The organism is Streptomyces sp. NPDC006430 (genome assembly GCF_040612395.1).
GTDB lineage: Bacteria > Actinomycetota > Actinomycetes > Streptomycetales > Streptomycetaceae > Streptomyces.
Map to the genome: position 1 here is coordinate 543,897 of NZ_JBEXQA010000001.1, position 19,711 is coordinate 563,607.

General features: G+C 70.2%; 17 protein-coding genes. 10 read left to right on the top strand and 7 right to left on the bottom strand.

Going from position 1 to position 19,711, the window contains the following annotated elements; genetic code table 11:
• Positions 1–88: 88 nt before the first annotated feature.
• From ABZZ20_RS02510 to ABZZ20_RS02525, 4 genes are read left to right on the top strand one after another with little or no spacing between them, the layout of a single operon-like run.
• The gene (locus tag ABZZ20_RS02510) at positions 89–574 is read left to right on the top strand and encodes a GNAT family N-acetyltransferase (protein ID WP_356865878.1); all 486 of its coding nucleotides are present in this window, start codon (positions 89–91) and stop codon (positions 572–574) included.
• Complete coding sequence (locus ABZZ20_RS02515) at positions 571–1,266, top strand: PIG-L family deacetylase (RefSeq protein WP_356865880.1); 696 nt, start codon at positions 571–573, stop codon at positions 1,264–1,266. The genes ABZZ20_RS02510 and ABZZ20_RS02515 overlap by 4 nt, the downstream gene beginning before the upstream one ends.
• On the top strand, positions 1,263–1,961 hold the full coding sequence (locus tag ABZZ20_RS02520; RefSeq protein WP_356865884.1) for a WbqC family protein: 699 nt from the start codon (positions 1,263–1,265) through the stop codon (positions 1,959–1,961). Before ABZZ20_RS02515 ends, ABZZ20_RS02520 begins: the two co-directional genes overlap by 4 nt.
• Positions 1,961–3,130 (top strand): glycosyltransferase, encoded by a 1,170-nt coding sequence (locus ABZZ20_RS02525; RefSeq protein ID WP_356865886.1) that lies wholly within the window; start codon positions 1,961–1,963, stop codon positions 3,128–3,130. The genes ABZZ20_RS02520 and ABZZ20_RS02525 overlap by 1 nt, the downstream gene beginning before the upstream one ends.
• On the opposite strand, the gene ABZZ20_RS02530 is transcribed toward ABZZ20_RS02525, so the two are convergent.
• Positions 3,102–3,656: a DapH/DapD/GlmU-related protein gene (locus ABZZ20_RS02530; protein ID WP_356865888.1), complete on the bottom strand. Its 555-nt coding sequence runs from the start codon at positions 3,654–3,656 to the stop codon at positions 3,102–3,104. The two genes, ABZZ20_RS02525 and ABZZ20_RS02530, sit on opposite strands and share 29 nt — an antisense overlap.
• Positions 3,657–4,178: 522 nt before the next feature.
• On the opposite strand from ABZZ20_RS02530, the gene ABZZ20_RS02535 reads away from it, so the two are divergent.
• A complete protein-coding gene (locus ABZZ20_RS02535) occupies positions 4,179–4,925 on the top strand; it encodes a class I SAM-dependent methyltransferase (RefSeq protein WP_356865890.1) in 747 nt (248 codons plus the stop codon).
• The gene (locus ABZZ20_RS02540; protein WP_356865892.1) at positions 4,926–6,128 is read left to right on the top strand and encodes a glycosyltransferase family 4 protein; all 1,203 of its coding nucleotides are present in this window, start codon (positions 4,926–4,928) and stop codon (positions 6,126–6,128) included.
• Positions 6,129–6,188: 60 nt separating this feature from the next.
• Here the strand turns inward: ABZZ20_RS02540 and ABZZ20_RS02545 are convergent, their stop codons facing one another.
• The 5 genes from ABZZ20_RS02545 to ABZZ20_RS02565 form a co-directional block, all read right to left on the bottom strand.
• A complete protein-coding gene (locus ABZZ20_RS02545) occupies positions 6,189–6,941 on the bottom strand; it encodes an FkbM family methyltransferase (protein WP_356865893.1) in 753 nt (250 codons plus the stop codon).
• 20 nt (positions 6,942–6,961) lie between these two features.
• Positions 6,962–7,963: an NAD-dependent epimerase/dehydratase family protein gene (locus ABZZ20_RS02550; protein ID WP_356865895.1), complete on the bottom strand. Its 1,002-nt coding sequence runs from the start codon at positions 7,961–7,963 to the stop codon at positions 6,962–6,964.
• A gap of 370 nt (positions 7,964–8,333) precedes the next feature.
• Entirely contained in the window at positions 8,334–9,470 is a 1,137-nt protein-coding gene (locus ABZZ20_RS02555; RefSeq protein ID WP_356865897.1) for a glycosyltransferase family 4 protein, read from the bottom strand.
• Between the two features lie 278 nt (positions 9,471–9,748).
• Positions 9,749–10,738 (bottom strand): glutaminyl-peptide cyclotransferase, encoded by a 990-nt coding sequence (locus ABZZ20_RS02560; RefSeq protein ID WP_356865899.1) that lies wholly within the window; start codon positions 10,736–10,738, stop codon positions 9,749–9,751.
• A 61-nt stretch (positions 10,739–10,799) separates the two neighbouring features.
• Positions 10,800–11,351, bottom strand: a complete 552-nt coding sequence (locus ABZZ20_RS02565; protein WP_356865901.1) for a hypothetical protein — start codon at positions 11,349–11,351, stop codon at positions 10,800–10,802.
• Between the two features lie 276 nt (positions 11,352–11,627).
• On the opposite strand from ABZZ20_RS02565, the gene ABZZ20_RS02570 reads away from it, so the two are divergent.
• From ABZZ20_RS02570 to ABZZ20_RS02580, 3 genes are all read left to right on the top strand, one after another.
• On the top strand, positions 11,628–13,190 hold the full coding sequence (locus ABZZ20_RS02570; protein ID WP_356866143.1) for a polysaccharide biosynthesis tyrosine autokinase: 1,563 nt from the start codon (positions 11,628–11,630) through the stop codon (positions 13,188–13,190).
• Positions 13,187–13,765: a low molecular weight phosphatase family protein gene (locus tag ABZZ20_RS02575; RefSeq protein WP_356865903.1), complete on the top strand. Its 579-nt coding sequence runs from the start codon at positions 13,187–13,189 to the stop codon at positions 13,763–13,765. The genes ABZZ20_RS02570 and ABZZ20_RS02575 overlap by 4 nt, the downstream gene beginning before the upstream one ends.
• Positions 13,766–14,065: 300 nt before the next feature.
• Positions 14,066–16,720, top strand: a complete 2,655-nt coding sequence (locus ABZZ20_RS02580; RefSeq protein ID WP_356865905.1) for a DUF6493 family protein — start codon at positions 14,066–14,068, stop codon at positions 16,718–16,720.
• Positions 16,721–17,046: 326 nt separating this feature from the next.
• Here the strand turns inward: ABZZ20_RS02580 and ABZZ20_RS02585 are convergent, their stop codons facing one another.
• Positions 17,047–17,688: an RDD family protein gene (locus ABZZ20_RS02585; RefSeq protein WP_356865907.1), complete on the bottom strand. Its 642-nt coding sequence runs from the start codon at positions 17,686–17,688 to the stop codon at positions 17,047–17,049.
• Positions 17,689–17,993: 305 nt separating this feature from the next.
• Here ABZZ20_RS02585 and ABZZ20_RS02590 point away from each other — a divergent pair, with 305 nt between their 5' ends.
• Positions 17,994–19,646 carry a phospholipase D-like domain-containing protein gene (locus ABZZ20_RS02590; protein WP_356865909.1) on the top strand — a complete coding sequence of 551 codons (1,653 nt, stop codon included), beginning with the start codon at positions 17,994–17,996 and terminating at the stop codon, positions 19,644–19,646.
• Positions 19,647–19,711: the final 65 nt, after the last annotated feature.

The following is a 19,711-nucleotide window of genomic DNA, read 5'->3' on the forward strand; positions in this document are numbered from 1 at the left end:
GTGCAGCGGCCTTCCCGAGCGGCCCGTCGGTGTAGCCGTTCGGCTTCGCTGTGCGACGCTGGCGGACGCCGCGATCTCGGAGGCCCGGATGCACAGTACAGATCGGCGGGCTGCCGTCCGGCGGCCCGCCCAGGAACTGCATCGCCTCGGCGATGTGATGGACGAACTACGCGGCCCGCTGGTCGATTTGGAGCAGCGCGTGTACGAGGCGAGCAGCCACTACGACACCGGTCCGTGGCAGGCCGAGAACTTCGCCCGGCACCTTCCCGGAAAGCGCGAGCTGAGCCTCGTCGCGACCGTGCACGGGAAGCCGGTCGGATTCGTGATCGCCTCCCGGCGTCCCGAGGGCGCGCACATTCACCGGGTGGCCACCGACCCTCGTCACCAGGGCACCGGTATCGCTTCTCGGCTGCTCGCCCACCTCCTGGCGCGCACGCCCGGCATCGTCACTCTCATCTGCGACCCCCGCAACCAGCCGGCACTAGACCTGTACGCGCGCGCGGGCTTCCGCCTCACCGGCACCACGCCAGAAGGCAAGTTGTCCCTGGCGGCCGGCACCCCACTCCATCGGTGACTGTTTCCCGAGAGGACGATGTGATGTTCTGCAGCAACCCGATGTTTGAGCGCAGCCTGTTCGTGGGGGCCCACCTCGACGACATCGAGCTGGCGGCCGGAGGTACCGCCGCTCGTCTCGTGGAGGCAGGAGCACGGGTGCGTTTCCTGGTGATGAGCCCATCGGACTACACCAGCTACGACGGGAGCCACTTCCGCGACGCCGATGTGGCAGTCACGGAGGGCCGGGAAGCCGCCGCCACTCTCGGGGTCAAGGAGATCGACGTTCTGTCGTTCCCCGCCAAGGACGTGGAGAACCACTCGACCGTCGTGGAGTCGATCAACAAGGTCATCGACGACTTCCGCCCGACGATGGTCTTCACGCACTGGCCGTTCGACACCCATCGGTCTCATGCCAACACCGCGCTCGCCACCATCGCGGCGAGCCGGTACTACAACTCCGTCGTCATGTACGAGCCCATCACCCCGTCCGGCCGCAGCTACGTCGGTTTCCGCCCGCAGCTCTACATCAACATCGACGACACCATCGAGAAGAAGCTGCAGGCCCTGCGTCAGCACAAGTCGGAATACACCAAGTACGGCGAGCAGTGGATCGAAGGCGTCGAGGCCCGCTCCCGGTACCGCGGCTACGAGATGCGTGCCCGATACGGCGAGGCGTTCGAGGTGTCTCGCCTGGAAGGCGTGCTTGCATGAGGGTCACCATTCACCAGCCCGAGCACCTGCCGTGGCTCGGCCTCCTGGCCAAGGTCGCCGCGTCGGACTTGTGGATCGTTCTTGACGCCGTGCCGTACCGGAAGAACTACTTCCAGAACCGCAATCGGGTCCTGCTGGACGGCCGGCCCACCTGGTTGACCGTTCCGGTGACCGCCCCGTTCGGCACACGGATCTGCGATGTGCAGATCTGCGAGATGCCCTCCTGGCGGCGGCGCTACCGTGGACGCCTGATCCAGGCGCTGTCCGGGACCCCGGGCGCGGACCGTATCGACGACCTGCTGTCGGTGATCGACGAGGCACCGCCCGGCGGCTCCCTGGCCGACCTCAACCTCGACCTCGCGGACTGGATGCTGTCACAGTTCGACGTCAAGGTGCCGACGGCTCGTTCTTCCGAGCTCGACGCCACCGGGACCAAGTCCGAACTGATCCTCAACCTGTGCCGGGCGGTAGGGGCCGACGAATACCTCGCTGGGCCCTCGGGGCGCGACTACCTAGATCTTGACGCCTTCGCCTCGCACGGGATCACCGTGCGCTTCTTCGATTTCGACCACCCGACGTACGCCCAGGGCTGCGATCCCTTCGTACCGCGTCTGTCGGCCGTCGACGCCTGGTCGCGGCTCCCTCCGGCCGAGCTGGCGCCCCTGCTGACCCGCTACCGGCTCCAGGACGTGTGATGACCACCCACTCCACCGCCCCCATGGAACGGCAGCGCATCACCGTCGTGACCATCTCGGGCCACCGGCAGCGCGGTGTCGAGGACTCCGCCGACTTCCGATCGTGGAACGCGCTGGCCGACCGGCTCGGTCATGCCTGGTGCATCTGGGCGGGCCCGCACCTGGAGTGCGACCGCGGCTCGATGCACGTGGTACGGCACCCGCGCCGCCCGGGGCCGCAGTCCCTGCTGTGGGTCGCCGGCTCGGTGCGTCTCGGGGTGCGCCTCGCGCGTGCGGCAGCCCGCAGGGGCGAGACAGTCGTCCTCAACGGGGCGGAACCTTGGGGCTGGCTGGCGGCCTGGACCGTGTCGCTGGTCGTCAGGCGTCCCTGGCTCATGGACGTCCACGGCGACTACCTCGGCCTGCCGGTCGCCTCACTCGGCCGATGGCGCAAGGCCGTCCTCGAACGCTCAGTCGTCGCGTTCGCCCGCCGGGCCAGCGAGCGCAGAGTGGTGGCCCAGTCGATGGCCGACGCGTTGTCGCGGCGCGGCATCCCGTCCGCTCTTGTGCCACCGCGGCTCCAGCCTGTCTGGGAGGATCCGCCGGTCCGCACCGTCCTGCCCCTGGCCGGAACCGGTGTGTCCCTCCTCGCGGTTGGCCGGCTCGTACCGTCCAAGGGGTACGACATCCTCCTGACGGCGCTGGCCACGCTGCTTGAGACGGTCCCGACGGCCCGGCTGCGCATCGTCGGTGACGGTCCCGAGAAGGCGAGGCTCGTGGCCCTTGCCGAACGGCTCGGCCTGGCCGACAAGGTCACCTTCCTCGGAGCACGCGACATCGACGAGGTGCGGAAGGAGTACGCGCGTGCCGACCTCTTCGTCATCTCGTCGAGGGACGAAGGGCTGCCGAGAACCCTGCTGGAAGCGGCGTCTGCGGCCGTTCCCGTCGTGGCGACCCGTGTCGGGGGCATTCCGGCCGCCGTGTCCGACTGGCCCGGCGTCGTGCTGGTTCCGCCCGACGCCGGTGCCCTCGCCGAGGGTCTGCGGCAAGCGGTGGCGATCCCGCCCCGGCCCGAGGATCTGGCCGAGGTACGCGGAAAAGTCCTCGCGGCCCACGCCTTCTCCGTCAACATCGAGGATCTCGGCCGCCTCTATCGCCGTGTCACGGCTCGGGCTCCGCGGTTGCCATAGCCGTCCGCTGCGAGACCCCGCGGCGACGCATTACGCGCGCGGGGTTGCCGGCCACGACGGCGTACTCGGGGACGTCGCGCGTGACGACCGATCCCGCTCCGATCACGCTGCCCGACCCGACGGTCACCCCGTCCAGCAGGATCGAACGTGCCCCGATCCACACGTCGTTCTCGATGACGACGCCTCGGGCTGTGATCGGCTGGCAGCGGATGGGGACGGACAGGTCGTCGACCCCGTGGTTGAAGGCGACGATGACGACACCGGTCGCGATGCGGCACCCGTCCCGCACGTTGATCCCGCCGGCGCCGTAGAGGACGACGTGGTTGTTCAGTGAGCAATCACTGCCGATCGTGATGGAGCCGCCCTGCGGGACCAACTCCACGTGGCGACCGACCAGGGTCCTCTGCCCGATGGCGATGCGGGCAGGCTCCTGGATCACTGCCCGCGGAGAGACGTACGACCCGGTTCCGATGCGCGCGCCGCGCAGCCGGGGAGGAATGTTGGCGCATGCCCGTAGCCACCTCACGGCACCAGCCCCTTGTGAAACGCCACGTCCCGCTGCTTCCTTCGGTGTTCTCGGTCGCTGAGTGTCCGCGCGCGCCTGCACGCTTGGACGCCGACACGTCGTCGGCTCTCTCGTGGACGGATGCAGGCACTGTCAGGCGGGCAACGAAGGCCGTTGTCAGCCACTTCCTCACGGAGCCGCCGCCGGGGGCGGCTAGTGCGTCCGGAGCGACGAACTGCAGGTGCTGCTCGCGCTGCCGCCGTTCGGCGGTCTCCCACGGATTGCCCATTCTTCACCCTAGATGCGACACATCCAGTTCAGACATGCCGAGCAGGTGCAATCCCTGCCGGGACGCCAGCGGCGACCGGCTCTCCAACGCCCCGTGTTGTGGGAGATAAAGCCCGTATGACCCGATACGTTATGTGGCGCAGACAGCAGGAAAACACCGAGGAGGCTGCCGTGAGCCGGGTATCGACCGTTCGTCGTTGGGTCAGGCACTCTGGAATGAGGCCCGTGGCGTCAGTGCTGGGAGGGTACGTCGCCATGCGTACCCTCGGAACCGGAATCCGGAGGTACACGGAGCCGAGCGTCACGGACTTCACCCGCTCCGGAGGGAAGTTGACCACGTCGGCGCCGGAATTCCTGCGGGGACTGGGCTGGGAAGGCGCAGCGATCGAGCACGTCCTGGGCGAGTACCGGGAGGTCACCGAAGAACTGGCTACACGCTACGCCGACACGGCGCTCTGCTACCCCCGGACCCACGGTGTGGAGGCGGAGACCAGCGCGGTGCTGTACGGACTGAGCCGGCTGCTCAAGCCTCAGTCGGTGGTGGAGACCGGGGTGGCCGACGGCCGGTCCTCGTGGCTGATCCTCGCCGCACTCGAACGCAATGGCTCAGGGATGCTGCACAGCTTCGACGTCAACCACGCCGCAGGCCGGCTGGTCGGCCAACACCCGCAGTGGCAGCTGGAGATCCTCGACGGGAAGGACCCCGCGTCAGGATTCAGCCGGGCGCTGGAGCGTGTGGGGTCCATCGATTTGTTCTTCCACGACAGTGACCACCTGTACCTTCCGCAGCTGTTCGAGTACGGGCAGGCGTGGCCCAGGATGACCCCGGGCAGCGTGTTCGCCAGCGACGACGTCAACTGCAGCAGGGCCTTCTTGGACTTCTGCGGGCGCCGCCGTCAACGCCCGGTCTTCCTCTTCGACTCCAGAAAGATCACGGGCGCGGTGCGGTTGCCGGGCGTTCCGCGGCGGCGCGCTGAACAACTCCAGCAGCAGGTGCGATAGATGGCCGACGTGATGCGGGGCAGGGCATACAGCGAACCGGACTCCGCCCAGCCCGGTTCGCGCCCGCGGCTCGTCTACGTGGTGCCCCACCTGTCTGAAGACGAGTCCGAACACTTCGCGCACATCCCGGCGTTGCTGGCCGCTCTGGGGCAGCGTGTCGACGTTGCGGCCGCTGTGGAGCGCGGCAGTCCTCCGGCACAACTGGCCGGGGTCCGTCTCCTGATGCGCGTACCCGGCCGGAACCGGATCGGCCGGATGCTCGGCACCGCGCTCACGGTCCACCGCCTGTCCCGCGCCGGCTACCGGACCTACTTCCTGCGGTACTCCACCCTCTTCGTGATCGTTCTGATCCTGACCTACCCCGTGTACCGCCACCGCATCCTGCTGTGGCGCAGTGGCCTCGCCAATCTGCAGGAACCGGGGCAGCGCACGACGGTGCGGGAAAGGGTCCAGCGCGCCGTCAACCGGTTGACGGCGCGATTGGTGCATTGCCTGGTAACCGGCCCCGAGACCATGGTCCCCCTCATGGCCGGGCTGTGGGGCGTGCCGCGGCACAGGATGCGGCTGCTCTACAACGATGTCGATGCCGAGCGGTTCGTTCCTTTGCCCTCAGAGGAACGCAACGAGGTGCGAGCGAGGCTCGGTTGGGCCGAAGACGAATTCGTCCTGCTCTTCGTCCACCGACTGTCGTACCGGAGAGGGACCCGCCTTCTCGCGCCGCTGCTCAAGGCGGTCGGCCATGCCGCCGAAGGCCCGGGCTCCGGTGTGCGTGTCCGGCTGGTCATCGCCGGAGACGGTCCGGACCGGCCCCTTCTGACACGCGAGGCGGCCGGCCCTGAGCTGGGCGGGCGGATGCTGCTGCTGGGCGCGGTCCCCAACCGTGACCTGCCCGAGCTGTACGCAGCGGCGGACTGCGTTGTCATGCCGAGCTTTGAGGAAGGCTTCCCGCGGGTTCTGCTGGAGGCGATGGCTTGCGGCACGCCTGTCGTGACGACTGACGCAGGCGGGTCCGCCGACGTGGTGGGAGCCGGCTACCCGTACGTGGCGCGCGTCGGCGACCTGGATGCGCTGGCCACCCATGTCCGGGCTGTGATGGGCATGTCGTACTCCGACCGGTGCGAGCTGGGGCTGCGGTTGCGGCGCCGGGCGCAGAGCGAATTCTCCCCCGAGCGCGTGGCCGCGATGCTCCACGCGCTGCTGTGAGGGTGCGCCGCCTGTGAGGGTGCGCCGCCGGCCGCATGCGCGGCGGCGCACCTCGTCGGATCAGCCGCGTCCGGTCCCGGTCCGTTGCCGGGCCTGGGCGCCGAAGCGGCGTGCTGCGAGCGCGTAGACGGGTCGCGGCAGCGCGGCCCGCGCGGCGTGCGTGGCCCACATGTAGGGCGGGCGGTGGAGTCCGAGACGGTAGCGCACCGTGCTCGCCGCGGCGGGGGAATGCGGGCTCACCAGCTCAAGCCACTCCCGCACCGCGGTGCCGCCCCCGTGACTCTTCAGGGACTCGGGCGTGACGAAGCCCTGGCCGTGATGCCGCAGTCGGTCCTCCACGATCGCGTGCCGATGGGCCTGGCTGGGGATCTTGCGGACGTCGAAGTCGACGTAGATGCTCCGCAGCCGGCTGATCACGCCGCTGTCCAGGAGGTCCTCGAGCACATCGCACTCACTGCCTTCGCAGTTGAGCTTGAGGTAGATCTCGTCGTCGCCCGACGTGTTCGCCCGCAGCCAGTCCGTGGCGCGCAGCAGGGTGATGGTCTCCGCCCGTACGTGCCCGTCGCCCAACTCGCCCTTGTCGGCATAGACGCTCGCTCCGAGCAGGCCCGCCCCGAACAGGGTGGCCTGCCCCGTCCTGCTGGACAGGCCGGCCGGCACGATGTGCACCCGGGAGTCGCGGAACCCCCGGAGAATGCGCCGACAGGGTTCCGCCGGCTCGAACGAGTAGATCTTCTCGAAGCCCCAGCGGGGGTCGAGGGCGACATCGAGGGACTCGCCGTAGTGTCCGCCGACATCAAGGAAAACGCGCATGCCGCCCACCGCTCTCCGTGTCACGCCGTCACAGCAGCAGCGCTGTGGAGGTGGCCACGGGAACGAGTGGACAGCCATTTCCACTGGCGCTCGATCCCCTCGGTCAACGCGATCGAGGGGACATAACCGAGCAGCTCGCGTGCCTTCGTGAGGTTCGCTTCGGTCACCTGCACATCGCCCGGCTGGTGGGTGTCGTCGCGCACCGGAACCTCCGCCCCGGTGATGTCGGCGATCCTCCTCAGCACGTCGAGCACCGAAACGCTGTCTCCTCCGCCCACGTTGACCACTTCCGCGGTCGCATCTGCGGTCGCTGCGGCGACAGTGGCTGCCGCGGCGTCCGTGACGAAGGTGAAGTCCCGGCGCTGTTGGCCGTCCCCGTAGAGCTGCAGCGGCTCTCCCGTGAGGATTCCGCGCAACATCCGGCCGATAGCCATGTCCGGCCGCTGCCGGGGGCCGTACACAGTGAAATAGCGCAGTGCGACCACGGTGGTGGGGCTTGCCGGGGCGAGCGCGTAGGCGAGAGCAAGGCGTTCGGCCGCGAGCTTGGTCACCCCGTACGGGGACAGAGGGGCGGTGGCGTCCTCCTCGCGCAGGGGGCCCCTGCCGATGGCGTCCCCGTAGACGCTGGAGGACGAGGCGAGGACGAGGCGGCGGACACCCGAGGACTGGCATGCGTCCATCAACCGCTGCGTCGCCAGTACGTTGCACGCGAGGTAATCGCCGAAGCCGTCCCCCCACGACGACCGGACGCCCGGAATGGCCGCGAGGTGAAACACGGCGTCCGCGGCATGGACCCAGGGCTTGAGCTCGTCCGTCACGAGGTCGCCCTGGACCAGGCGGAACCCCGGGTGCCCCAGGACGCCCTCGAGGTTCTCCGCCGCCAAGGCGTTGTCGCGGGGCGAGCGCCGGTCGACGCCGAGAACGGTGACCCCTCGTTGCAGCAGGACCTCTACGACATGGGAGCCGATGAAACCCGCCGCCCCGGTCACAACAGCGCGTTCGATGCAATGAGCCGCACTCATCACGGATTCCCTTCCGTCGGCGCAGCTCGCACTGCGCCGGGCAGTTGCGGGCCGTCACCAATGAATTAGACACCCTATTTCTACTGCCCTGGACGCCGTTTCCGGTTTAGACATTCTCGGGAATTTTCGTGATGTTCGACAGGATGGAGTGAAGTGAATTCCGGATTCAGTTCTTATATTTCCGGTCGGACCGCAGCGGCGAGTCGCGCTTCCGCAGCATGGATCCGGCGCCGGGACGAGCCGGTCGGCACCGACGTTTCTTCGAAATGTAGAAGTCCGCCGAAATCGGCGAAGCAACCCGGCTGCGTGCTGTCAGTGTGGGCGCGGACGGAGGTGCCGTCGCACGCGGATAAGTCCAGTGGCCGCCCGATCAGTCTTTTCCGTGCTTGCCATCGCGCCATGGCGGCGACCCCGGTGCCGCTCGGTACCATTCTTCGACGCGCTGTGCGACCCGGGACCAGTCCAGCTCTGCGGCCGCGCGAACCCCGAGCTCACTCATCCGGTTGCGGCCCGGTTCGTCGTCGAGCACGGTTCTCACCGCATGCACCAGGTCCGCCTTCGAGCCTGATGGGAAGACCCGATAGGCATCGCGGTCCGTGACCACCGGGTCGAGCGAGGCGTCCGAGGACACCACGACGGGTGTGCCCAGTGCGAGCGCCTCCAGCGCCGCCGTGGGCACGCCTTCGCCCTTCCCGGAGAGTCTGCGTGATGCGAGAACGAACACTTCGGCTCGCCGGACCAGGTCGTAGACCTTCTCACGGGGCAGGGGGCCGGCCAGTTCAACTCCCGGACCCGCCGCAGCGAGCCGGCTCAGACGGTCCCGTTCCGGGCCTTCTCCTGCGATCACCAGACGCATGCCCGGCCGGTTGCGCGCCAGTTCGTGGAACGCCTCGATGAGCAGGTGGTGGTTCTTCATCGGGTTCAGTGCGCCGACGCTGACGATCAGGCCGCGCTCGCGGGCCATGGCACCGGTGGGGGACGGCATGGCGGACAACTCCAGGCCGCTGGACATGGTGAGGATGCGTTCACGGTCCACGCCGCGCGCCGCGAGGTCGGCAGCGGTCGCCGATCCCAGGGCGATGAACGCCTTCACCTGCCGGAAAGCGTGCCGGGCGAGCCACTGATGCCGGTCGGTGAGTGCCGCATGCACCGTCAGGAACAGCGGAATTCCCAGGCGCTGGCACACGGGACCCAGCCCGGCGGCCTCGATGTGGTCGCCGTGAAGATGCACCAGGTCCACGTCGCGTCGGTCGGCGCAGAGGTCCTTGATCGCCGCAGCGGCTTCCGCCGCGAAAGCGAGCCGGTCGGATACCGGCCCGAGCATCCGGGACCGCGGGATCCTTCGCAGCGGCAGTCGGGTGGCTCCGACCGGTACCGCCGTCCCGTGCCGGAATGAGATCGTTACCCGGTTTCCCCCAACGACCTGATGGCGTGTCAGGTATTCGACATGGCGTTCCATTCCCCCCGGCATAGGGGGGACCCGGTAGCTCACCCGCACGATGTGCATCGTCGTCTTACTCCACCTAGCGTGTCGGCCCGTCGCGTGAACACCGTTGCGGTCACTGGTGACGGCCGCCCGCGACCTGTGCGCATCGAATGTCACCGAAGGATCGCGGCACAGCCTGCTGCCTGCCGCTCGGCTCGCCGGTCCTCACCGGAAAGGACCAGTGAGGGGCCAGGGGGCGCAGTGCGGCGACCCCTGGCCCCTCGGGGCGTACAAAGTCCCGTTACTTCACCGGTTTCGGCTCGTTCGGACCGGTGATCCGCGTCGCTGTGTGGCCCGCCTCAGGCCGGGACGAACGCCACGCGGAAGATTTTGGGCCAGAACTTCCCCGTGACCAGGAACTGGTCCGTTCCGGGTACGGCCGCGATCCCGTTCAGTGTTGATCCCGTGACGAGTTCGTCGTCGCGCAGCAGGCCCGAGGCGTCGATGCTCGCCGTCACCGCTCCGGTGGCGGGATCGATGCGCACGATCCGGTTGGTGAAGAGCACGTTGGCGTACACGGCGCCTCCGACGCACTCCAACTCGTTCAGCTCCGTCACCGGCCGGCCCTCTTCGGCCACGGCGACCTCGCCCGTCTTTGCGAGCGTGCTGGGGTCACGGAACGTCAGCCGGGACGAGCCGTCACTGGTCACCAGCCGGCGCCGGTCCCGCTGGAGGCACACGCCCCAGCCGTCGTCCGGGTACGGGACGCGGCGCAGCTCAGCGAGCGTTTTGGCGTCGCGCTCGATGGCGGTGCGGTTCTGCCAGGTGAGCTGCCAAAGGGTTCGGCCGAGCACGGTGACGCCCTCACCGAACAAGGGCGCGGGGAGTGCCGCGCGGACCGTGGGCCCCTCGCCCGGACGGCCTGCCCGTACCGAGGACCGGCCGGAAATGCCGGTGCCTTCGTAGAGCGTGTCGCCGGCCATCTCAAGTCCCTGGGTGAACGCCTTGGGGTCATGGGGAAGGGACGTGAGCACCTTGACCCGCAGGCGCTCGACCCGTTTAGCGGCCAAGCGTCGCCCCTCCGGGGCCGGGCCTGCCGGATCGTCCAGGGTGCGTCCTCCGGTCACGCACGACGCGAGCAGCAGCACACCCAAGAACACGGCCGCCCCGGTGCGGCGCGGGCGCCTGGACACGGCAGGAACCGCCCAGTCGTACATCGCGTAGCTGGCCCTTTCGGTGAGGTCCACGACGTGGTCGGCGGTGGGCTCAGTGCCGTTGACCAGCGGTATGGTGCCGAGCATGCGACGGCGGCCCGGTGCCTCCTCGCGGGAGCGGCCGGGCCTGCGCATGCGGAAGGCGTCCCGGCCGGGGCCGGGACGCCGTGGTACCGCCGTGCTGATGTCGGCTCCGTCATGCACTGCGGCGACGGCGCACGGCCAGCATCGCGCCCCTGCCGGCCACGATCAGCGCGGCTGCGATGCCGCTGGCCGCCAGAGCCTTCTCACCGCCCGTGACTGCGAGGTCCTGGCCGTGGGCGGGGCGCTCCGGTCGGTTGGGCTCGTACCATGCGCTGTCTCCGTGTCCGTCGTCTCCGTGTCCGCCGTGTCCGTCGTGGCCTGGCTGACCGACTGCGGCCTGCACCCTGATGCGAGCGGAGAGGGTGAGGGTGAGGGCGGGATGGCGCGCGGTGAGCCTGAAGGTGTGCCAGCCGGGGCGGACCCTCGTCGGGATGGTCACGGTCGCCTGCGCCGCCCCGCTGGCGTCGGACTGGTGCCGGCCGAGGACGATCCGGTCCGAATCCAGCGACGACGTGACACGCCGCTGGGGGGCGAACCCCGTAGCCCTGAAGTCCAGGGTGCCTCCGGCCGTTACCGTGGTGGCGCTCAGGGTGAGGCTCGGGGGCGCCGGCGGGTACTGCGCATGGGCGGTCTGCGCCCCCACCAACGGTGCGGCGACCAACACGACAGCCGATGCTGCCGATGCCAGGCAAACCCGCCATCTGGGTGATGTCGTCATCTTCTCACTCTCCTCGACTTCAATCTGGGACAGGCTGCAGCGTCGGCCGTCATCAAGGTCCAGATACGTAGATATGTCAGTGAGAGGGATTTGAGAGCGTTGGCTGACGGAGTGTCGACCAGAAGCCACCGGATGGTGCAGTGCCCGCTCCCCGATGGCCCACGCTGCCACCCCGACGCGGCGGCCGGACGGCGCGACGCAAGGATCGTTCGACTGGCCGACATGGGGGTGCCTCCCCCGGTTGAAGCGCGCGAGTCCCTATCGTCGGCTGCATATATAGGGAACACGCCATTCCATTTTGGGTGGTTCCCTCGGTCCCATGAGGGGTGCAACTTGGATCTCCACCGATTCCTGAAGGCTCTTACAAGACGCTGGCCGACCGTCGTGGTCAGTCTGGTTCTCGCGATCGGGGCGGCGCTGGCCGCGACGAGCATGAGCACACCCGTCTACGAGGCGCGGACCCAGCTCTTCGTCGCCACCCGCACCGGTGAGGACTCCGCCCAGCTGAACCAGGGGCAGAGCTTCTCGCAGGCGCGCGTGCAGTCGTACGCCGCGATCGTGACCACCCGTCAGGTGACCCGGCCCGTGGTGGAGGAGCTGCGGCTGCGCACTACCCCGGAGGAACTGGCGTCCCGGATCACCGCCGTCGCCCCGCTCAACACCGTGCTCATCGACATCACCGTCCGGGACACCGAGCCCAGGCGTGCGGCGCGCATCGCCAACGCCGTGGCGCAGCGGTTCAGCGCGGTCGTCGAGCGACTGGAGGCGCCCAAGTACGTGTCCGACTCGAAGCGGTCCCGAAGCAGCCGTACGGGCGACGGTGTTTCGCCCGTCTCCTTGGGCGTCACCCAGGAGGCCGTCGCCCCCGTCGGCCCGGTCTCGCCCCGCCCGCTGCTGAACCTGGCCGCAGGAGTGCTCGGCGGCCTGCTGCTCGGTGCCGGACTCGTCGCCCTGCGCGAGAACCTCGACACCACGATCAAGACGAGCGAGGCGCTGGGCGAGTTCACCGCGTTGCCGGGTCTCGGCAGCATCCCGTACGACCGGAACGCCCCCAGGCAACCGCTCGTCAGCGCCGATGGGCAATCCAACCGCGTCGAGGCCTTCCGTAGACTGCGCACCAACCTGCAGTTCTCTCAGGTCGACAACCCGCCCCGGATCATTGTGGTGACGAGTTCGGTGCCCGGTGAAGGCAAGACCAGCACCGCGGTGAACCTTGCCCTTTCGCTCGCCGAGGCGGGTGTCTCCACCTGTCTCGTGGACGGCGACCTGCGCCGTCCGAGTGTGGCTTCGACCTTCGGTCTCGTCCAGGACGCCGGTCTGACCACGGTGCTCATCGGACAGGCTCGCATCGAGGACGTGATGCAGCAGGTCAGCGGCGGACTCTCAGTGCTTGCCGGCGGCGCCGTACCACCGAATCCCACGGTGCTGCTCGCCTCGGCGCGGATGGAAGCGGTGCTGCGCGACCTGGCGAACACCTACGAGGTCGTGATCGTCGACAGCGCGCCGCTGCTGCCCGTCGCCGACACCGTCGGACTCGCTCCGCTCGCACATGGCGCACTGCTCGTCGTCCGCGCCGCCAAGACCAGCCGGGAACAGGTCCGTACCGCTGCGGAATCGCTGGGCCGCGTGGGTGCCTGCGTCCTCGGCACCGTCTTCAACATGGCTCCGGTCTCCAGGGGCGACCGTTACGGCGCCCACGGGTCGTACGGCGAGCTGCCCGCTCCCCGTGGGGTGGAACGCCGGTGGGAGGCCGCTGCGGCGACGCATCTCGCGGGCGAGAAATGACCCGTGTCCTGTTCGTCTGCACGGGCAACGTGCACCGCTCGGTGCTAGCCGAGCGGCTGCTGGCGGCGAAGCTACCGCCCGGCTCGGCCGTGCGGCCGCAGAGCGCCGGCACGGAGGCGTGGCCCCGGCCCGGCATGGAGAGCTCCACCAGGGCTGTGCTGGAGAAGCTGGGCGGTGACGGCTCCGGCTTCGCGGCCCGCACGCTCACCGCGCAGCTCGTCGTGGGATCGGCGCTGGTCCTCGGGCTCGCCGTCGAGCACAGGGAGGCGGCCGTGCGGCTCGCGCCGTCGGCGATGCGGCGCTGCTTCACCCTCAAGGAGTTCGTGCGTCTCGCCGCGGGAGGAGTGCGGGGCGCAGAAGCGGGCCGGGAAGGACCGCGGGACGCGGACGGTTTCGACGCCGTCGTTGCGGCCGCGGCCGGCCGTCGGGGCGCCGCCGCACCGGTCCCGCAGGCCGAGGACGACGTCGCAGACCCGTGGGGGAGGCCCCATCCTGTGCTGTACGAGTGCGCCCGCGAGATCGACGGGGCGGTGAGCACGCTCGCCCGGCTGCTGGGCGGCGGGGCGAGCGTCTGAATGGAGGATGCTACCGGCCTTGCGCGTCATCCGGCCGTCCGCCGGGCCCTGCCTGACGCGGTCAAGTCGGCAGTCCCGTAACGGGCTTCGACGGACAGCAGGTGACGGCCCGACACCGTACGGGCCGCAGACCTTGCGCCGGGGGTGCGCGAAGTGGCCGACGGCGATCCCGAGCCGCGTCCGCCGGAGGCCGGGCCGACTACCGTGGCCGCCGAGGTCCGTGCGCGCACGCACCGGAGCCGTCCGTACGGCGCAGCGCGCGGCCGTCACCACCACCGCACCCACCACCGGAAGGGCTCGATGAACCCGATACTCGACGCGGTCCGCGACGGCCGCACCGACCTGATCCCGGGCTTACTGGGGCCCTTGACCCCGTCCGAGCGCCGGGAACTGCTCACCCAACTCGTGGACCTGCGCGATGAGATACGCGAAGGGGACTGGAACCGCTGGCAAGAGCGCGACCGGATCCGCCGCGGCCTGCTCGTCGCCGGCGCCGGCTGCCACACCGGTGCGAACGCCACCGCCTCCTGGATCACCGCTCCCGACCTGCGCGACGGCCGCCAGCTGCCCACCGCACTCCTGCTCGACCTGTTCGCCGACCGCGACCGCCGCTGGCTCGCAGACCTCGCCCATCGCCTCGCGGACCGCGCCGAGACCGCAGAGGCCGACTATCCGCTGATCAGGGAGCTCGTCCAGCGCGCCCGCTGCCCGGTCCCCACCACCGACGCATTCGTACACGGCTGGGTCCGGTCCATCTTCACGATGGACCGGGCACGCTCCACACACAACCCGCTGTCGATCGCCCTGCGCCAGGACCCGTACGCGCGGGAACTGATACCCCTGCTGTTCGTGACGGCCGAATCCCCGGAAGCGCTGCACTGGTGCAGCGACCCGACGGCCCCGAACCACTGGCCCTCGGAACTGGCCGCACTCGCGGAGGAGGGCATCGTCGAACGCAGGGTCCTCGTCGACGGCTGCGTCGCCCGCCTGCTGCGCGGCGGCCGGCACAACCAGCTGAAGTTCTTCCTCGCCATGCTGGAGCGCCTCGAACTGACTCCGGCCGAGGAACGGGAGCGCACCGCAGAGTGGATCGCGATGGCCGCGGACGGGCCGTCGCCGCTCGCCGGGCACGCGCAGCAGGTGCTCGCCCAGCTGTTCGACGGGGGACAGCTGTCGACGGAACGGCTCGTCGCGATGTCGCAGCGGGTGCTGCTGCGCCCCGAGAAGAAACTCGTTCGCGCCCAACTGACCCTCTTGGGGAAGGCCTTGCGGCGCGATCCGGCGGCCCGCCATGCCCTGCTGCCCGTCGTGGGCGGCGTGTTCGGGCACGAGGACACCGTCCTCCAGGAGCGGGGCCTGGGCCTCGCCATCCGCCACCTGCGGCCCGGCGACCATTTGCTCCGCAGCCAACTCACGCTACTCGCGGCCGGGTTGAGCGCCGTCCACCGCCGAACCGCCGCGCAACTGCTCGGTGCCACGCCCGGCACCTGTGAGGAGAAGCCGTACGAGGAGGTGCTGCCACCGGCACCGGTACGCCGCCGCCTGAACACCGCGCCCCCGACGCTCGCCGAGACCGTAGAATGGGTCGCGGACGCGGTGCGGTGCGGCAGTCCGACGGCCGCCGCGTTCGAGTCCGCCCTCGACGGGCTCGTCCGCCACGCCCACCAGGACCGGGCCGCCCTGGCCGAGGCCCTGCGCCCCGCGCTCGACGGCCGCAGGTGGCGCCGTGCGGGCGACCGGCCGGCGGACCCGGACCGGCTTCAGGGGTTGGAGTTGGTGGCGGCGGCAGTGCTCGGCCGCATCCCTGCCGCCGACCTGCGCCCGCAGCGCGGCGACCGGGCCGATGCCAGCCCACAGGACTGTGCCCACGGCGCGATGAGCGCCGTGACGGCCTCCCGGATCGTGGAGATCGCGCACCGCACCCTCACCGACCCCCTGCCGTTCCTACTCGCCACCCCCACCTGGGAGACCGGAACCCTGGAGCCCGAGGAACTCGTCGCACGCCTCGCCGCCTACCGGGCGCTCGGCGTGGAACCCGCCCCGGCGGACTTCGCCCAGGCGCTGTTGCGGGTACGGCGCGACCCCGGAGTCACGCCCGCCGCAACCGCACTCGGCACGCCCGCGGGCGAACGGCTGGCGGCCTGGCTCAACGGGGCGGGAGAACCGCCCGAGGTGCTGCGCCGGGTGAAGGTACCGGACCCGCAGGTCAACCACCACTGGTGGGACCGACCCCGGGAGACGGCACGGCAGATCGTGCTCGAAACCGGTGAACGGTGCGTGGTGCGCAAGGAGTTCCCGGTGGCCTTCCGAGGGCTCGGCCGCGCGCACACCGGGACGGGGCACCGCTGCTCGAACGCGTGCGACGGCGACCTCGTCCGGGGCGCCGTGCTGCCCGAGGACCGCGAAACGCAGGCCGTCTGGCTGCTGCCGGTGGTGACTGCGGGCGCCGCCGCCGAGGAGCGAGGTGCGGGGGCGCCGCTGCCGCGGCTGGCGGAGCTGGGCGGACCGGCCGGCCCCGCCCTGCACCTGGCGGTGGCCACCGGGCTCGGCGCGCGTCATGCGGAGGACCGCCTCGCGGCCGTAGACGCGTTGTTGCTGCTGGCCGCCCGGGGTGAGCTGGACGCCCCGCGGGTGGGGCGGGACCTCGCCGAGCTGCTCGTACTGGGCACGGTGAAGCCCAGCAGGCTGTCCGAGGCGGCGCGGACGGCAGCCTCCCACGGTGCGTACGCCACGACGTGGGCGGTGCTCGCGGAGGCACTACCGTCCCTCCTGACGCAGGGTGCCGCTGCGCGGGGAACGGGTGGCCTGCTGGCGGTGGCCGCGGACTGCGTGGAGCGCTGCGGTGCGTGCGGCCCCGTCCCGGCGGGGCTGGCCGAGGTCGCCGCGCGGACCGGCTCCTCGCAACTGGTCACGCAGGCCCGGCGGCTGCGGGCGGCGCTGGCCAAGGCCCCGTAACGGCCGCGGGGCACGGAGCGGGGCGGGGCGGCATCAGGGCGAGAACCCGAGGTGGCGCCTGCTCGCACGCCTGGTGGAGGTGGTGCTGGACGTGAGGGCCCGGGCCGATCGCGCGGCGGGTTCACCAGCAAGCTCCACCTGAGCGTGGACCGCACCCAGTTCACGGCGGTACCGGCGGGCGCACATGATCGGCCGGACCGGTCCTACGGCGCCGTTGTCGGAGTGCTGCGCGTTCGACGCCCGGCACGTGAACGGAGCCCGCGAACGCGCCCACCCGGCAGCGGAGGAGTTCCGCTGCCGGGTGGGGAGGGGGAGGAGGGGTGGCCTCAGCCCTTGGGGACCTGGATGACGACGGTGCTGCACACCTTGTCGGCGAAGGTCTGCTTCTTCTCGTCCCACAGCGGCCACAGCCAGCCTATGTAGCAGGGCAGGCCGTCCAGGACGTGGGCCAGCTTGCGGACGAACGCCATGCCGAAGCCGAGGGTGTTGCCGTCGGCCTCGCGGCGCAGGCTGATGCCGAGGACCTTCTTGCCGATCGTCTGACCGGTGGCGCCCTCCTTGTAGAGCTGGAAGAAGCCCATGCCGATGGCGTAGAGCACGCCGATCACGAAGAAGACGCCGGGGTTGGCCGTCGCCGGGTCGTCGCTCATGGCGAGGTCGATGAAGCCCAGTGCGTACATCGGGCCCGCGATGATCAGCGCGTCGAGCAGGTACGCGCCGACGCGCTGACCCCAGTGGGCGAGTGGCGGCATGCCGGAGGGGGGCATGCCCGGCATGCCGGGCGGCGGGTAGGCGCCGTACGGCGGAGGGGTCTGCTGGGGGTGACCGTACTGCGGCGGCACGCCTTGGGGAGCCTGCTGCGGGTAGCCGTACTGCGGGGGCACACCCTGGGGGGCCTGCTGCGGGTAGCCGGGTTGACCCTGCGGGGGCTGCTGGCCGTACGGGTTGTTCGGGTCGCCGAAGCTCATGGCGAAGACTCTCCGGTGTCGGAAACGGGGACGTGGCCGATCGAGCGGAGGAACATCACCATGTGGGCGGTTTGCCCCCCTGGGCTGCTGCGATCTAGCGCGCATCATCGTGGTCGCTCGATCGACCACTTGTCCAATCAGGCCATTTTGGCTCGTTGTCGATCGAATGGTGCGCCCGCGCATCCGCCGTGGCCGAATCCGGTGCGTGTGGTTCCCGGCCCTTCTGACCCAGTGGTAACTTCCGCGAGTTGATCTTGCCCGTCGCCCCCGGCGGCGACGGCGATCCCTCCTGCAAGGAAGTCACATTGCACCGCCATTCCCTCCACCGCCCGTCCGCCCTCGCCACCCGCGCAGCGGTCTCGGCGGGCCTGCTGGCCCTGTTCGGCGCGGTCCCCGTTACGACCGCCACGACCGCCGCGGCTGCCGAAGCCGGGCCCGCCGCCCCGGCGCCCCACCTCGACGCGGTGGAACAGACGCTCCGTCAGGTCTCGCCCGGCCTCGAAGGCCAGGTATGGGAACGCACCGCTGGCAACCTCCTCGACGCCTCGACCCCCGGTGGTGCCGACTGGCTGCTGCAAACCCCCGGCTGCTGGGGCGACGACACCTGCACCGCGCGCCCCGGGACCGAGCGGCTGCTCGCGAAGGTGACCGAGAACATCTCCCGGGCGACGCGGACCATCGACATATCGACCCTCGCACCCTTCCCCAACGGCGCGTTCCAGGACGCCGTCGTCGCGGGTCTGAAGTCCTCGGCCGCGCGCGGGAACAAGCTCAAGGTCCGCGTCCTGGTCGGTGCCGCGCCGGTGTACCACCTGAACGTGGTGCCGTCGAAGTACCGCGACGAGCTCGTCGCCAAGCTGGGCGCGGACGCCCGCAACGTCGACCTCAACGTCGCTTCGATGACGACCTCGAAGACCGCGTTCTCCTGGAACCACTCCAAGATCCTCGTGGTCGACGGGCAGTCCGTGGTCACCGGCGGCATCAACAGTTGGAAGGACGACTACCTGGAGACCACGCACCCGGTCGCCGACGTCGACCTCGCCCTGCGGGGGCCGGCCGCTGCGTCCGCCGGTCGCTACCTGGACGAACTGTGGTCCTGGACCTGCCAGAACAAGGGCAACATCGCCAGCGTCTGGTTCGCCTCCTCCAACGGCGCCGCGTGCATGCCCACCCTGGCCAAGGACACGGCCCCCGCGACGCCTCCGGCGAGCCCCGGCAACGTACCGGCCATCGCCGTCGGCGGACTCGGCGTCGGAATCAAGCGCAACGATCCGACCTCGGCCTTCCGGCCCACCCTGCCCAGCGCCCCCGACACCAAGTGCGTCATCGGCCTCCACGACAACACCAACGCCGACCGCGACTACGACACCGTCAACCCGGAGGAGAGCGCACTGCGGACGCTCATCTCCAGCGCGAACCGGCACATCGAGATCTCCCAGCAGGACGTCAACGCGACCTGCCCGCCACTGCCCCGCTACGACGTCCGCGTCTACGACGCCCTCGCCGCACGGATGGCCGCCGGTGTGAAGGTGCGCATCGTCGTCAGCGATCCCGCGAACCGTGGCGCGGTGGGCAGTGGGGGCTACTCGCAGATCAAGTCGCTCGCGGAGGTCAGCGACACGCTCCGCGACCGTCTCGCCCTGCTGACCGGCGACCAGGGCACGGCCAGGGCGACGATGTGCTCGAACCTCCAGCTGGCCACGTTCCGCAGCGCGCAGAGCCCGAAGTGGGCGGACGGCCATCCGTACGCGCAGCACCACAAGGTGGTCGCCGTGGACGACTCGGCGTTCTACATCGGCTCCAAGAACCTGTACCCGGCGTGGCTCCAGGACTTCGGCTACGTGGTGGAGAGCCCGACGGCGGCCCAGCAGCTGAACGCCCAGCTCCTGACCCCGCAGTGGCAGTTCTCCAGCGCGACGGCCACGGTCGACCACGAGCGCGGCATCTGCCCGGCCTGACCCGTCGGGTCGGTGCGCAGGGGCCGCCTCCGGCAAGTGCCGGGGGCGGCCTCGTCGTACGGGCG